This is a genomic window from Bacillus altaicus, assembly GCF_042136375.2.
GTDB lineage: Bacteria > Bacillota > Bacilli > Bacillales > Bacillaceae_G > Bacillus_A > Bacillus_A cereus_U.
On the sequence record NZ_CM143394.1, the window covers coordinates 1,382,980 to 1,397,333 of the forward strand.

Below are 14,354 nucleotides of genomic sequence, written 5' to 3' on the forward strand. Positions count from 1 at the left end.
AATAAGAATAATATTACGAAATGTAAAATAATAGGTTCGTATTAAAAGAAATCCAACATGTTTATATTTTTCTTTGTAAAGGGAAGTATGCTTGATACGAAAAGACAAACTTATACAAATTATAACTGGAATTTACATAAGTTAACAAAAAATTTACATATAACTCATTTTCTCTTAACAGTCTTCTATTAAATTTGATAGTGGGAAATGAATAACCTAATTAGGGGGACAAGACAGTGAAAAAGTTTGTAAAAAAAGCATGGCCATTTGCAGTTGTGGCGTCGTTAGCAGTTACTTCGGTAGCAACATGGAATTTTACGCGTTCTAGTGAGGTTAATGCAGATGAGAACGGAAGTAATGCGAAAATTAAAAATGTCATTGTATTAATTGGGGATGGTATGGGGCCTTCATATATGACAGCTCATCGTTATATGAAAGATAATCCAAAAACATTTGAGATGGAATCTACAGAATTTGATAAGCATCTTGTAGGAACACAAAAAACATATCCAGAAGATGAACATGAAAATATTACAGACTCTGCATCGGCAGCTACTGCGATGTCAGCAGGTATAAAAACATATAACGCAGCTATTGCAGTAGATAATGATAAAGCTGAAGTGAAAACAGTGCTTGAGCAAGCGAAAGAAAAAGGGAAGTCAACGGGACTCGTTGCAACTTCTGAAATTACGCATGCAACGCCAGCTGCATTCGGTGCACATGATATTAGTCGTAAAAATATGGACGCAATTGCAAATGATTACTTTGATGAGAAAATTAAAGGTAAGCATAAAATAGATGTTATGCTTGGCGGTGGCGTAAATAACTTTGTTAGAAAAGACCGCAATCTTACAGAAGAGTTTAAGAAGTCTGGTTATAGTTATGTAACAGATCGTAATCAATTATTAAATGATAAAAGCGATCAAGTTCTTGGCTTATTTGCACCAGGTGGTTTAGACAAAATGATTGACCGTACTGACAAAACACCTTCATTAGAAGAGATGACAAATACCGCGATTGAGCGCTTGAACAAAAATAAAGATGGTTTCTTCTTAATGGTCGAAGGTAGTCAAATTGATTGGGCTGGACATGATAATGATATTGTCGGTGCAATGAGTGAAATGGAAGACTTCGAAAAAGCGTTTAAAGCAGCAATTGAGTTTGCGAAAAAAGATAAGAACACATTAGTTGTTGCAACGGCAGACCATGCTACTGGCGGATTATCTTTAGGTGCGAATGGTGAGTATAACTTTAAAGTAGATCCGATTAAAGCTGCGAAACGTACGCCAGACTTTATGGCAAATGAGATTGTAAAAGGTGCAAATGTAGAAGAAACATTGAAAAAGTATATTGATTTACAATTAACACCAGAAGAAATTAAAGCTGTAAATGATATAGCTCCATCAAAAGATGTAACAAAAATTGATAATGCAATTGAAGATATCTTTAATAAGCGTTCGGTTACAGGTTGGACAACGGGTGGACATACAGGTGAAGATGTGAACGTATATGCATTCGGACCAGGTAAATACTTATTCTCTGGCGTTCAAGAGAATACAAATATAGCTAAACGTGTCTTTGACATTGTTGGCGGCGGTGACCCGAATAAAGGAAGACGCTAATTATAAAAAGTGAGGCATTTTTGCCTCATTTTTTCTTTTTTAGGAAGGGTGAAAAGATGAGGAATTTTACAGGGGAATTAGGAGTCGTTATACTAGCCGGACTATTGCTAGTTGGCTGTCAATCCAAAGAAGAGCACTTAGAAAAGGAAACGGGCGTTAAAAAGATGGAAGAACAAGTACATATAACGAAAGAAGAAGAGAAATCCATTCAAGATGTTATTGCAGCATTTGTACGGACGACGAATGAAAAAAATCTTGCTGAGCATATGGAGTTATTTTCAAAGAAGATGCCTAGTGCTGAAGACTTAAAAACACAAAAGGAAGCGGCATTTCAAAAGGGAAATAAGAAAATAGAATTGGAACATATGAATATGAAAGCTCTTAAAGGTGGGCTTGTTATTGTAGAAACGGAGGAAAAAGAAGTAGATGGAGGGGGTACTCTTCAAAAGAAAATGCAGTATGCACTTGGAAAAGAAGACGAAGGGTGGAAGATTGAAGAGGTTCGTACGATAGAGAAGAAATAAAGTAAAACTTTAATCAGTGGGGGTTTTGTCCATCCCCCACTGATTATTAGTTGAACCAATCGGGCTTTTACGGGCAGTTGATCGCCCACCTAACTCCTTCGCATTCGCAGAATTTTGAGGTGGGAGTCTTACTGCCCGCAAATAGCGGGATAAAAAAAGGTTCTCATAGGAGAGAACCTTTTAAAGTGGTAATAAAATTTGATTTGAACATGCTTCAATGTCATCAATATCTTGACGGATTGTTGCCATCTTATTATCGAGGTCTTCAGCTTTCATAGCAGCGTCATGTAGTTCATCTTTCAAATAGTCAGGTATATTTCCTTCATATTTGTAGTAAAGTTTATGTTCTAAACTTGCCCAAAAGTCCATGGCAAGTGTACGTAATTGAATTTCTGCAAAGACATCTTTCGTACCAGAATTTAGTGACAATGGATATTTAATAATCATATGCAAACTTTTATAGCCATTTCCTTTTGGATTGGCAATATAATCTTTTACTTCTACAATTTCCATGTCTCCACGATTTTCAATAACCCCTTTTAAATGGTAAATATCTTCTACAAAGCAACATGTAATACGGATGCCAATAATATCTTGTAATTGTGTTTGAGCATTTTCAACTGTTGGTGATAAGTTTTTACGCTCAAGCTTCCTAATGATACTTTCGGGTTGTTTAAGTCTTGTTTTTATATGTTCAAACGGGTTGTAGTCTTCTAAAAATTGAGCTTCCCGGTTCATAATTTCAAATTTAGTTTTTAACTCTTCTAAAGCAAATGTATATGGTAATACAAAAGCTTTCCAGTAGTTAACGGTTGATTGGTTATATTCCATTTATATACACACCTTTTCTTATTTACAAGTGAAGTTGTTATTATACTAAACACCAAATCATGTAGGCGCAAGCAGCAAATGATGAGATCATAAAGCGATATTTAGTTTTCATATTTTCAACCCCTTTCAAATGAAATTATATATGAATAAACGTCATTGTTAGTAATTTCATTATGTACAATTCTTATAGTAATAGATTCATGTGAAATTCGTATGAACTAATTGTTGCAGCTTTTTGTCTTTTTGCTAATGTCTTTTGGTTTTGTTTGTTATAATTACCTTAAATTGTAATGATAGAGAGGGTATGATGGATCCAAAAGATAATGAATGAATTCTTTAAAAAGTATTTACCGATGTTAAAATATAATAATTTAGTTGGCATTACGATTGATAAATCAACCAATGAATTAATTGGTTTTATAAAACTGACAGAAGATAAAGAAGTAAAACAAATACTGTCTAGAGAGGAATGTTTACAAAAAGTACTTCAATTTTTAGAACGAGTTCTTCCAGATGTTACACAATATCTTCGTCTTTGGGAAGAACGTGAAGAAGCAGAAGATGGGATTGAAAGATTTACCTTTTCCGTATATATGAATGCTATTCCAGCAGAGTATAACCAATTTAGGGTCAATATCAATACAGAAAATGTTGCTGTGATGCACTACTCAGGAGAAGCTAGCAACTTTATAAAAGAATTGCTCACATATGAAACAACACCAAAAGTGACAAAAGAAAAAGCGCTAGAAATATACAAAGAGGCCATCCGAGTTAAATTAGAATGGCATATAGATAATGATGCAGAGGAAACGGTATATCAATTACTGTATAAACAAACGACGGATGAAAATCATAAAGAGCCCTTCGAGTGTAGTCGAGAAATTCGTTATATTGATGCCCACACTGGGGAAAAGATTTGGAGTAAATAAGTCTTTAAATAGGGAAAAAGGTCTTCGAGAGAAGACCTTTTTTAGAAAGAACGATTATTCTTCGCATGTATGAATTTTGTATAACCGCTTCTGTACACTAGCAGGTGGTCCTTCTGTTCTCCATTTTGTTGTACACATTCCGCAAGAACAGTGAACTTTCCCTTTTGCAAAAATACCGACAATTTCAGGAGCATATCCCCATGCGTGTTTTACAATATTCATCTTTCGGCGCATTGTACGCTGACGTTGGTGTCTTGTATAAGCACGTGTTCTTTCAAATTTCATATTTGTAATCCCTCCTTGTAGTACAAGCAGCTTGCAAGAGCGTACAAGGAGTTCATCTCTTACAAGCTACTCTGGTACAAGAAGGTAATAAAATGTTTCACATTTTCCCCTCCTATCTTTTGTTTAAGTATACGTAACGAAGCTTTGTGCGACAAATATCATGCTTAAAAACATGTTGGAATGATATCGTACAGACACAAACAACCTCATGCCCACATACACATAGTAAAGACCACTATTTTGGCGGAGGTGAAAGGTTTGAGTCTATTCGCCGCAATTGGATATATGGTTCGAGAAGTGTTTGTATTTGTTTCTTATGTGAAGAACAATGCGTTTCCGCAGCCGTTATCATCAGATGATGAGAGAAAGTACTTAGAGTTAATGGAGCAAGGTGATGCTCAAGCGAGAAATCTTTTAATTGAACATAATTTACGGCTTGTAGCTCATATTGTTAAGAAATTCGAAAACACCGGTGAAGATGCAGAAGATTTAATTTCAATTGGTACCATTGGGCTTATTAAAGCGATTGAAAGCTATTCAGCAGGGAAAGGAACTAAGCTTGCAACATATGCAGCACGCTGTATCGAAAATGAAATTTTGATGCATTTACGTGTGCTGAAGAAAACGAAAAAAGACGTTTCACTTCATGATCCAATCGGGCAAGATAAAGAGGGTAATGAAATATCGCTTATTGATATATTAAAATCAGAATCTGAAGATGTAATTGATATGATTCAGCTTAGTATGGAGTTAGAAAAAATTAAAGAGTATATCGATATTTTAGACGAACGAGAGAAAGAAGTAATTGTGAAGCGTTTTGGACTTGGGCTTGATAAAGAGAAAACACAGAGGGAGATTGCGAAGGCACTCGGTATTTCAAGAAGCTACGTATCGCGAATTGAAAAGCGTGCTTTAATGAAAATGTTCCACGAATTTGTGCGGGCTGAGAAAGAGAAAAAAGCAAAAGAATAATGTATATTGTAGGCAGCTACACTTTAAAAGTGGCTGCTTTTTTCTCGGGAAAACGGAAAGAAAACGAGCTGCTCTCAGAAGAAATACATGTTCACTGTTGAAAATGGCGGGTTCTATCTGTAATATTAGAAGGTGCTAAACAATTTAAGAATAAAAATTATACTTAGTTTTTCTTCGTGTATAACGAGACGGCTCCATTCTATATGTGGGAATAAGAACCAATTTCACATATGATATAGAGAGAAAAGAAGGGGAAACTAAAGTTATAGGCTGATTAGGAGGTTTCGTAATTTGCGACGGACATTATATCGACTTATGATCGAACTTACAAATGGTCGTTTTACTTCTTATATATTACGTAAATTTGCACAATCTCGTTTGAGCTCTATCATTATTCCATCGTATGCGAAAGTTTTTCAAATTAATCAAGATGAGATGGAAAAGGGTTTGAAGGAATATCGAACATTGCATGATTTATTTACACGTAGGCTAAAAGAAGGAAAGCGTAGTATTGATACTGATGCATCGAGTATCGTTAGTCCTGTTGATGGTGTTTTTGCTGATCAAGGTCCTATTGAGGATACAAAAACATTCGATATAAAAGGAAAGCGTTATTCAATTGTGGATATGCTAGGTAATGAAGAGCGTGCAAAGCGATATGCAGGCGGTACATATATGGTAATTTATTTGAGTCCAAGTCATTATCATCGTATTCATAGTCCGCTCTCTGGCTCTGTGACTGAAAGATTTGTACTCGGCAGAAAATCATATCCGGTAAATGCAGCGGGTATGGAGTATGGGAAAGAACCATTGTCAAAAAATTATCGCTCTGTTACAGAAGTAAATAGTGAAGGCGAACATATGGCGCTTGTAAAAGTAGGTGCTATGTTTGTTAACAGTATCGAGCTCCTTCATGAAAGAAGTACTGTTCAAAAAGGTGAAGAGATGGCATACTTTACATTTGGCTCAACAGTTGTTTTATTATTTGAAAAAGATATGATTGAAGCAGTGCAGGAATTGACAAGTGGGCAAGAGCTGCGTCTTGGTGAAAAAATTGCAACCCGAGTATCTCATAAGTAAAGAAAAGATTTTATAATATACTTATGAAGCTCTAATTAAGAAATGTAGACAAAGATGCTTGATGAAGAAATCCCCTAGATGGGAGTACTTGTTTATTCGAGAGCCATCGCAGGATGGCTCTTTTTACAGGTCAATCAGCAATCTATATGTACTCAAGAAGATTTGACGAGCTTGTCCTCTAACGAGCGTCTAATAATTTCTTGTTTTATAAGTAAAATGAAGTCGGGATTTAATTTTAGTTCTTTTGCTTTATAATAAGACTCAGTGAGTAAATCAGTAGATAGCTGTTCCATATGTTTTGTTTTCAAGGTGAGTCACCTCCTAATAATATAAGGATTGATTCGTTGTTGCATTTAATGTACCAAAAAAATATGACAGTCACAAACACGAGGTTATCCACATACCTCAGTGGATAAAATGTGTATAGAATGTTAGTAAATTCCAAATTGACTGAAAAATTAACGTGGAAAGTGTGTACAAGTTTATCCACAGGTTAGTTATCGAAAAATGCTGTCGAAAAATTTTATGAAAAATCCTCAAAGAGGTGAAAGAAATTGAAGTTATTTTTACCAAATGAATATGTGAAAAATGTATATCATGTTCAAGCAGAAGATTTGAAAAAACGTGGAATTAAAGGAGTTATCACTGATTTAGATAACACTTTAATTGAATGGGATCGTCCAAACGCAACACCACAGCTTGAAGAGTGGTTTTTGAAAATGAAAGAAAATGATATTCAAGTAACGGTCGTTTCAAATAATAACGAGCAACGCGTTAAAGAATTCGCTGATCCATTAGGTATTCCGTTTATTCATAGTGCGCGCAAACCGTTTGTCCGCGCATTTAAGCGTGCGATACACGAGATGCATTTACAGCCAGATGAAGTTGTAGTAATTGGAGATCAGTTACTAACGGATGTGCTCGGTGGGAATCGTGTGGGACTTCATACAATTTTAGTTGTACCGGTAGCGCAAACGGACGGATTGGTGACACGCTTTAATCGAAAAATTGAACGAAGAATTATGAGAAACATGAAGAAAAAAGGCTTAATTAACTGGGAGGAATAAAGTTTGACTGAAACAATTAAATGTATTGGTTGCGGTGTAGAAATTCAAACAGAAAATAAAAATGAAGTAGGATACGCTCCTGTATCATCTTTAGAAAAAGAACAAGTAATTTGCCAACGTTGTTTTCGTTTGAAACATTATAACGAAATTCAAGATGTATCTTTAACAGATGATGATTTCCTTCGTATTTTGAACGGAATTGGACAATCAGACGCACTAGTGGTTAAAATCGTAGATATTTTCGATTTCAATGGTAGCTGGTTACCGGGCTTACATCGTTTTGTAGGGAACAATAAAGTATTACTTGTAGGGAATAAGGCTGACTTAATTCCAAAGTCAGTTAAGAATGATAAAGTAAAACATTGGATGCGCTATAGTGCAAAGCAACTTGGTTTAAAACCAGAAGATGTCTTTTTGATTAGTGCAGCTAAAGGACAAGGAATCACTGAACTTGCTGATGCAATTGAGCATTACCGCGAAGGTAAAGATGTTTATGTTGTTGGATGTACGAATGTTGGTAAATCAACATTTATTAATCGTATGATTAAAGAGTTTAGTGATGAGACTGAGAATGTAATTACAACATCACATTTCCCAGGAACAACGCTTGATTTAATTGATATCCCATTAGACGAAACATCATCTTTATACGATACACCAGGTATTATTAATCATCATCAAATGGCGCATTATGTTGGGAAACAAAGCTTAAAGCTTATTACACCGACTACAGAGGTTAAGCCGATGGTATTCCAATTAAATGAAGAACAAACATTATTCTTTGGTGGATTAGCACGATTTGATTATGTAAGTGGAGGTCGTCGTGCATTTACTTGTCATTTCTCAAACCGTTTAACAATCCATCGTACAAAGCTTGAAAAGGCTGATGAATTGTACGAAAGACACGCTGGAGAAATGTTGAATCCACCAACACCAGAAGAATTAGAAAATATGCCGGATTTTGTGAAATATGAATTTAATATTCGCGAGCCAAAAACGGACGTTGTATTCTCTGGATTAGGCTGGGTTACTGTAAATGAATCAGGAGCAAAAATTGTTGCTCATGTACCAAAGGGAGTAAGTGTTTCATTACGTAAATCTTTAATTTAATATGGAGAGGGATTTATGAAACAATTATATGGTGTAATCGGAAATCCAATTGGACATTCATTATCACCCGTTATGCATAACGATGCATTTGAACACTTGAATATGGATGCCCATTATCATGCGTTTCTTGTAGAAGAAGAAGCGCTAGGGGAAGCAGTAAAAGGTTTGAAAGCATTAGGTATTTCAGGATTTAATGTAACGACTCCACATAAAGTTGCAATTATGGAGTACTTGGATGAGGTTGCCCCGTTAGCAAGGCAAATCGGTGCGGTAAATACAGTAGTTCATCGAGATGGAAAATTGATTGGGTATAATACAGATGGAATTGGTTTTGTTCGTGCCCTGCAGTCAATTAGTGAAGATCCACTTCAAGAGAAACGTATTTTATTAATCGGTGCAGGTGGTGCTAGCCGAGCTATTTACTTCTCGCTTGCAGATGTAGGCGTGAAAGAAATTGATATTGCTAATCGTACGAGAGATAAGGCGGAAAATCTTATCGCTGGGTGCATGGTAAATGTTAATTCACATGCTCTATCGTTAGAATGTGCAGCAGAAAATCAAGGGGAATATGATATTATCATCCAAACAACAACGATAGGTATGCATCCACATGTTGCGTATACGCCACTGGAAATTCGTTCATTGAAACAAGGAACGATTGTTTCTGATATTATTTATAATCCATTTGAGACGAAAATTTTAGGCGATGCGAAAGAACAAGGTGCAATAATTCAAAATGGAATCGATATGTTCGTTTATCAAGGTGCACTTGCATTTGAAATGTGGACAGGGTGTGTGCCGAATATTGATAGAATGAAACAAGTAGTAATGAGAGAGCTTGGAGGCTAATTATATGTTAACAGGAAAACAAAAAAGATTTTTACGTGCAAAGGCACATCATTTAACACCGATTTTTCAAGTTGGAAAAGGTGGCGTGAATGAAAATATGGTGAAACAAATTGGAGAAGCATTAGAAGTTCGTGAACTATTTAAAGTGAGCGTATTACAAAACTGTGAATTTGATCGTCGTGAAGTTGCAGAAGAGCTTGCACAAGGTGCACGAGCTGAAATCGTTCAAGTAATCGGAAGCACAATTGTTTTATACAAAGAATCAAGAGAAAATAAGCAGATTAAGCTTCCACGATAAATTGAAACTTTAATTTGTATTTTTTAGCCGTCACCAATTGGGCTTTTGTGTGCAGTTAATTTCCGATCTAACCTAGTTATTGTCAGTGACTTTTGAGGTGTTGGCAAATAGTAGGATAAAAAATCACGTAAATTACTTCCATAATTGACGCTTGATAGATAGAGAGTGAAATCAATTGAACTTTTATTAACAGTAGGCTCTCTTCGAATATGTATGGGGAGAGTTGCTGTATGTAAAAGGAAGGGGCGTTTCTTTTGAGAAAAATTGGCATTATTGGTGGCACGTTTGATCCACCTCATAATGGGCATTTGTTAATTGCAAATGAAGTGTATCATGCTTTAGGGTTGGAAGAGGTATGGTTTTTGCCGAATCAAATTCCACCGCACAAGCAAGGACGTAACATTACGAGTGTGAAAAGTCGATTAAACATGCTGCAAATAGCGACTGAGGAAGAAGCATACTTTTCAATTTGTTTAGAAGAGCTAGACAGAGAAGGCCCATCTTATACGTATGACACTATGGTACAATTAACGGAGAAGTATCCGGATGTGCAGTTTCACTTTATTATTGGCGGAGACATGGTTGAGTACTTGCCGAAGTGGTATAACATTGAAAAGTTACTTAAGCTTGTGACTTTCGTTGGAGTTGCAAGACCAGGTTATACATTACATACGCCTTATGATATCGTAAAAGTGGAAATTCCGGAGTTTGCAGTTTCTTCTTCTCTGTTACGGGAGAGATATATGACGAAGAAAACTTGCAAATATTTACTCCCTGAAAAAGTACATGTATATGTCGAGAGGAATGGGTTGTATGAATCGTGAGGAAGCACTTAGTATTGTCAAACAACAAATGCATGAAAAACGTTATATACACACGATTGGTGTAATGGAAACAGCGATTGAACTTGCCCAGTTATATGGTGTAGATGAGAAAAAGGCAGAGACGGCTGCTATATTTCACGATTATGCAAAATGTAGAGCGATTCCAGAAATGGAAGAGATTATTAAGAGAGAAGCTTTGCCGAAGGATCTACTGCACTATAACAAAGAGTTATGGCATGCACCTGTTGGGGCATACTTAGTAGAAAAAGAAGTAGGCATTACTGATCTTGAAATTCTACAAGCTATTACATATCATACAAGTGGTCATGAAAAAATGACAATGTTAGATAAAGTTATTTATGTAGCAGATTACATTGAACCAGGACGTAAATTTCCTGGTGTGGAAGAAGCGAGGAAACTCGCATATAAAGATATAAATCAAGCTTTACTGTTTGCTTTAAAGCGAACAATTCAATTTTTAATGGAAAAAGATCAAACGATTTATCCATTAACATTCCAAACATACAATGCAATTATCAAGGAGGAAATTAATAAATGAAAGATAAAGAGTTATTAGTATTAGCGGCAAAAGCAGCTGATGATAAGAGAGCAGAAGATATGGTTGTACTAAATATGCAAGGTATTTCACCGATTGCAGACTATTTTATTATTTGTCACGGAAATTCAGACAAGCAAGTACAAGCAATTGCACGTGAAATTAAAGCGAAGGCACATGAGTTCGAAATTAACGTAGAACGTATGGAAGGCTTTGATGAAGCACGTTGGGTTTTAGTAGACCTTGGTGATGTGGTTGCTCATGTATTCCATAAAGATGAGCGTAATCACTATAATTTAGAGCGTCTATGGGGCGATGTGCCGCGTGAAGATATTGCAGATGAGCTAGATCAATGAAATACGAACAATTTGCTTTGCTGTATGACGAACTGATGAATGATGTCCCTTATGATAAATGGGTGGAATTCACAGAGGAAAGTTTGCAACAGGCATCTATGAAAGAGGCAAAAATTCTTGACGTAGCATGTGGAACTGGTAACGTAACACTTCCGCTTGTACGAAAAGGTTATGATTTAATTGGTGTAGATCTTTCGGAAGAAATGTTAACTGTCGCACAGCAAAAATTGGGGGGAGAAGGTTATTTTATTCCTTTTTACCAACAAGACATGAGAGAGCTCGATGTTCCTGGTGAATTTGATTGTGTGACAATCTTTTGTGACTCATTAAATTATGTATTGCAAGAAGATGGAGTGCAAGAAACATTTAGAAGAGTTTTCCACCATTTACGTCAGGATGGCTTGTTTTTATTCGATGTACACTCTTTATATAAAATACATCACGTATTTCAAAATGAAACATATACAGTGAACGGCGAAGAAATATCACTTATTTGGAACTGCTTCCCTGGAGAAGAATCAGATAGTGTGGAACATGATTTGACATTCTTTGTACAAGATTCAGAAGAAGATGTGTATCATCGTTTTGACGAATGTCACGTGCAGCGTGCATATTCGGTTGAAGTGTTAACAAAATGGCTTGAAGAAGCTGGATTTACAGTACTTCGCGTCACAGGTGACTTTGAACGAATTGAAGTGACAGAACAAACAGAGCGCATCTTTTTTATGGCGAAGAAGAATGGATAAAACAAAAGCAACCGATAAGGTTGCTTTTGTTTTATAGAAAAGATGTAGTTTTAGTTCTAGAAAAATAAAAAGATGATATGTGTAAAGTGTAAAAATGCTAGTTTTAGTGAAAATGTAGCATGAAAAAGATAAGTATTAATAAAAAGGGTTTGGGATTACGATGGCGTATTTATTATGTGTGTTTATTGAATTGCTGCTCAACGCATTTTAAATCTTCATCAAATTTCTCATGTGTCCGTTCGATTAATTTATGAAACATATCTCCAACGTGCTCTTCTAAAATACGAATACCTTCTCCTGTAACACCGCCTTTAACGCATACCTTTTCTTGTAAAGTAGGTAATGTGAAAATTTCTTTTTCAAGTAATTTCCCCATTCCAATGACCATTTCACTTACTAAAGTAGTGGCTTCTTCATGTGTAATATTTGTTTTATCTACAGCAGCATTAATGAAACATTGTAATAAATAACTAAAAAAAGCAGGGCCGCAGCTTGCTATATCAGATGAAACGCGCGTTATATCTTCTTCTATAACAAGGGGAGTAGAAATGTTTTTGAATAGACGAAGTAGTTTTTTTTGCCATTCTTCAGAGCAGTTATTTCCAAATGTAAATAGTGATGCGCCGGATAAGGCGCGGTTTGTGATGCTTGGAATGATACGAGCGACGTGGCAAGGTATAAGTGTTTCTAATTGTGATGGAGATAGGGGGCTTGTGATAGAAACTAAGCAATTTTCGTCTGAAAAATGGTCAGCGTATTTTTGTAGAATAGGGTATATATCTATTGGTTTTACGCAAATGAAAATAAGCTGGGATTGTTCGATTACCTCTTGGATTGTTTTGGCTATATGAACAGAAGGGTATTTTTCTTTTATATGATATGCTTTGGCAGGCGTCCGATTAATAATAGTAAGGCATGAAGGTTTGACAGCACGGGTTTCTAAAAATGCATCGATTAGTATATTCCCCATGTTCCCTGTCCCTATAATTCCTATGTTCAATGTTTCATCCCTCCTTCGTAACAGCTTTCTCCTAAACAATATGAATGATGTTATAAATTTATGATTAGAGGTGTAAAATGATGTGGGATTTTCCGAAAAAATGGTTGGGATTAGTGGTTATTATTGGCACTTTAATTTTTCTTTTTTTCTGGAAAACGAATCAGCAAACGGAGCAATCGCTCATTACAACGGAAGTTCAAGCGAAAGATGTGGAGAAAAAAAGTAAACCGAAAGTATTGGATACAAAGGGACAGAAAAAAATAATTATAATTGATGTGAAAGGGGCGGTTGTAAGAGAAGGTGTGTATGAAATGAAAGAGGGGGACCGAGCGAAGGATGCCGTTGAAAAGGCGGGTGGTTTTTTACTAGAAGCAGATGTGAAGAAGGTGAATTTAGCGCAAATTGTACAAGACCAAATGATCCTTTATGTACCGAATAAAAATGAGCAAGTACAAGAGGTGGCCGCTTTTTCAAAGGGCGAGGCAAAGATTCAAATAAACGCAGCTTCTAAAGAGCAACTTGAAAAAATTACAGGCATTGGTTCTCGGAAGGCAGAAAGTATTTTGAAATACCGAGAAGAACACGGTCCGTTTCAGAAAATAGAAGATTTATTAGAAATTGATGGGATTGGGGCGAAGTCTTTAGAGAAAATAAAAGATCAAATTATTATTCCGTAAAAGATTGACGAAGTTTTTCTTTTTTCGCTACACTACAAGTAGACAAAAAAGAAGGTGAAAAATATGGAACGAATTTCATGGGATCAATATTTTATGACGCAAAGCCATCTACTATCTTTACGTAGTACATGTACAAGGCTTGCAGTAGGAGCGACAATCGTTCGTGATAAACGAATTATTGCTGGTGGATATAACGGTTCAATTAAAGGTGGTGTACATTGTATAGACGATGGTTGCTATGTCATTGATAATCATTGCGTTCGTACAATTCATGCGGAAATGAATGCTTTATTGCAATGTGCGAAGTTTGGTGCAAAAACAGAGGAAGCGGAAATTTATGTCACACATTTTCCTTGTTTGCAGTGCTGTAAGGCGATTATTCAAAGTGGTGTTACAGCAGTTTATTATGCACAGGATTATAAAAATCATCCGTATGCCATAGAGTTATTTGAACAAGCGAGTGTAACAGTAAAGCACGTTCCGCTAGAATATGATATTACATCGCTAGAGGAACAAGAGCGTCATTTGCAGCTAAAGGAATTATTTTCATCCTTAGAAAAAGATAATTTATCAATGGAAGAATTACAGCGTGTATTCACTAAAGCGAAAATGATGCTATAAGGAGTGA

18 protein-coding genes and 1 pseudogene are annotated in these 14,354 nt (G+C 35.9%); 15 read left to right on the forward strand and 4 right to left on the reverse strand.

Annotated elements, in window-relative coordinates; translation table 11 throughout:
• Positions 1 to 236 precede the first annotated feature (236 nt).
• Together ACE38F_RS07230 and ACE38F_RS07235 are read left to right on the forward strand one after the other, a co-directional pair.
• Positions 237 to 1,622 carry an alkaline phosphatase gene (locus ACE38F_RS07230; protein ID WP_215554237.1) on the forward strand — a complete coding sequence of 462 codons (1,386 nt, stop codon included), beginning with the start codon at positions 237 to 239 and terminating at the stop codon, positions 1,620 to 1,622.
• 56 nt (positions 1,623 to 1,678) lie between these two features.
• A complete protein-coding gene (locus ACE38F_RS07235) occupies positions 1,679 to 2,146 on the forward strand; it encodes a hypothetical protein (RefSeq protein WP_375369567.1) in 468 nt (155 codons plus the stop codon).
• Positions 2,147 to 2,326: 180 nt separating this feature from the next.
• Here the strand turns inward: ACE38F_RS07235 and ACE38F_RS07240 are convergent, their stop codons facing one another.
• Positions 2,327 to 2,977 (reverse strand): GTP pyrophosphokinase, encoded by a 651-nt coding sequence (locus ACE38F_RS07240; RefSeq protein ID WP_113734195.1) that lies wholly within the window; start codon positions 2,975 to 2,977, stop codon positions 2,327 to 2,329.
• A 320-nt stretch (positions 2,978 to 3,297) separates the two neighbouring features.
• Here ACE38F_RS07240 and ACE38F_RS07245 point away from each other — a divergent pair.
• Positions 3,298 to 3,906: pseudogene (locus ACE38F_RS07245) on the forward strand (YcdB/YcdC domain-containing protein); the annotation flags it as partial.
• Positions 3,907 to 3,960: 54 nt separating this feature from the next.
• On the opposite strand, the gene ACE38F_RS07250 reads toward ACE38F_RS07245, so the two are convergent.
• Complete coding sequence (locus ACE38F_RS07250; RefSeq protein ID WP_215554234.1) at positions 3,961 to 4,191, reverse strand: hypothetical protein; 231 nt, start codon at positions 4,189 to 4,191, stop codon at positions 3,961 to 3,963.
• Between the two features lie 258 nt (positions 4,192 to 4,449).
• Here ACE38F_RS07250 and sigK point away from each other — a divergent pair, with 258 nt between their 5' ends.
• The gene (gene sigK / locus ACE38F_RS07255; protein WP_000051382.1) at positions 4,450 to 5,163 is read left to right on the forward strand and encodes an RNA polymerase sporulation sigma factor SigK; all 714 of its coding nucleotides are present in this window, start codon (positions 4,450 to 4,452) and stop codon (positions 5,161 to 5,163) included.
• A gap of 291 nt (positions 5,164 to 5,454) precedes the next feature.
• A complete protein-coding gene (locus tag ACE38F_RS07260; RefSeq protein ID WP_002145683.1) occupies positions 5,455 to 6,243 on the forward strand; it encodes a phosphatidylserine decarboxylase in 789 nt (262 codons plus the stop codon).
• Between the two features lie 152 nt (positions 6,244 to 6,395).
• Here the strand turns inward: ACE38F_RS07260 and sda are convergent, their stop codons facing one another.
• Positions 6,396 to 6,551: a sporulation histidine kinase inhibitor Sda gene (sda, locus tag ACE38F_RS07265; protein ID WP_002015226.1), complete on the reverse strand. Its 156-nt coding sequence runs from the start codon at positions 6,549 to 6,551 to the stop codon at positions 6,396 to 6,398.
• A 246-nt stretch (positions 6,552 to 6,797) separates the two neighbouring features.
• On the opposite strand from sda, the gene ACE38F_RS07270 reads away from it, so the two are divergent.
• The 8 genes from ACE38F_RS07270 to ACE38F_RS07305 all read left to right on the forward strand — a co-directional run bounded on the left by ACE38F_RS07270 (position 6,798) and on the right by ACE38F_RS07305 (position 12,049).
• Positions 6,798 to 7,310, forward strand: a complete 513-nt coding sequence (locus ACE38F_RS07270) for a YqeG family HAD IIIA-type phosphatase (protein WP_002111923.1) — start codon at positions 6,798 to 6,800, stop codon at positions 7,308 to 7,310.
• Positions 7,311 to 7,313: 3 nt separating this feature from the next.
• On the forward strand, positions 7,314 to 8,420 hold the full coding sequence (yqeH, locus tag ACE38F_RS07275) for a ribosome biogenesis GTPase YqeH (RefSeq protein ID WP_215554232.1): 1,107 nt from the start codon (positions 7,314 to 7,316) through the stop codon (positions 8,418 to 8,420).
• A 15-nt stretch (positions 8,421 to 8,435) separates the two neighbouring features.
• The gene (gene aroE, locus ACE38F_RS07280; protein WP_215554231.1) at positions 8,436 to 9,269 is read left to right on the forward strand and encodes a shikimate dehydrogenase; all 834 of its coding nucleotides are present in this window, start codon (positions 8,436 to 8,438) and stop codon (positions 9,267 to 9,269) included.
• 4 nt (positions 9,270 to 9,273) lie between these two features.
• Positions 9,274 to 9,567, forward strand: a complete 294-nt coding sequence (gene yhbY / locus ACE38F_RS07285) for a ribosome assembly RNA-binding protein YhbY (protein WP_000955223.1) — start codon at positions 9,274 to 9,276, stop codon at positions 9,565 to 9,567.
• Between the two features lie 254 nt (positions 9,568 to 9,821).
• Positions 9,822 to 10,391, forward strand: coding sequence for a nicotinate-nucleotide adenylyltransferase (locus tag ACE38F_RS07290; RefSeq protein WP_215554230.1), 570 nt, complete (start codon positions 9,822 to 9,824; stop codon positions 10,389 to 10,391).
• Positions 10,381 to 10,950 carry a bis(5'-nucleosyl)-tetraphosphatase (symmetrical) YqeK gene (yqeK, locus tag ACE38F_RS07295; RefSeq protein WP_215554229.1) on the forward strand — a complete coding sequence of 190 codons (570 nt, stop codon included), beginning with the start codon at positions 10,381 to 10,383 and terminating at the stop codon, positions 10,948 to 10,950. The genes ACE38F_RS07290 and yqeK overlap by 11 nt, the downstream gene beginning before the upstream one ends.
• A complete protein-coding gene (gene rsfS, locus ACE38F_RS07300; RefSeq protein WP_215554228.1) occupies positions 10,947 to 11,303 on the forward strand; it encodes a ribosome silencing factor in 357 nt (118 codons plus the stop codon). The genes yqeK and rsfS overlap by 4 nt, the downstream gene beginning before the upstream one ends.
• Entirely contained in the window at positions 11,300 to 12,049 is a 750-nt protein-coding gene (locus ACE38F_RS07305; RefSeq protein ID WP_002111917.1) for a class I SAM-dependent DNA methyltransferase, read from the forward strand. The genes rsfS and ACE38F_RS07305 overlap by 4 nt, the downstream gene beginning before the upstream one ends.
• 172 nt (positions 12,050 to 12,221) lie before the next feature.
• On the opposite strand, the gene comER is transcribed toward ACE38F_RS07305, so the two are convergent.
• Complete coding sequence (gene comER, locus ACE38F_RS07310; RefSeq protein ID WP_215554227.1) at positions 12,222 to 13,049, reverse strand: late competence protein ComER; 828 nt, start codon at positions 13,047 to 13,049, stop codon at positions 12,222 to 12,224.
• 77 nt (positions 13,050 to 13,126) lie between these two features.
• Here comER and ACE38F_RS07315 point away from each other — a divergent pair, with 77 nt between their 5' ends.
• Positions 13,127 to 13,726 carry a helix-hairpin-helix domain-containing protein gene (locus ACE38F_RS07315; RefSeq protein WP_215554226.1) on the forward strand — a complete coding sequence of 200 codons (600 nt, stop codon included), beginning with the start codon at positions 13,127 to 13,129 and terminating at the stop codon, positions 13,724 to 13,726.
• A 63-nt stretch (positions 13,727 to 13,789) separates the two neighbouring features.
• Entirely contained in the window at positions 13,790 to 14,347 is a 558-nt protein-coding gene (locus tag ACE38F_RS07320; protein ID WP_215554225.1) for a ComE operon protein 2, read from the forward strand.
• Positions 14,348 to 14,354 lie beyond the last annotated feature (7 nt).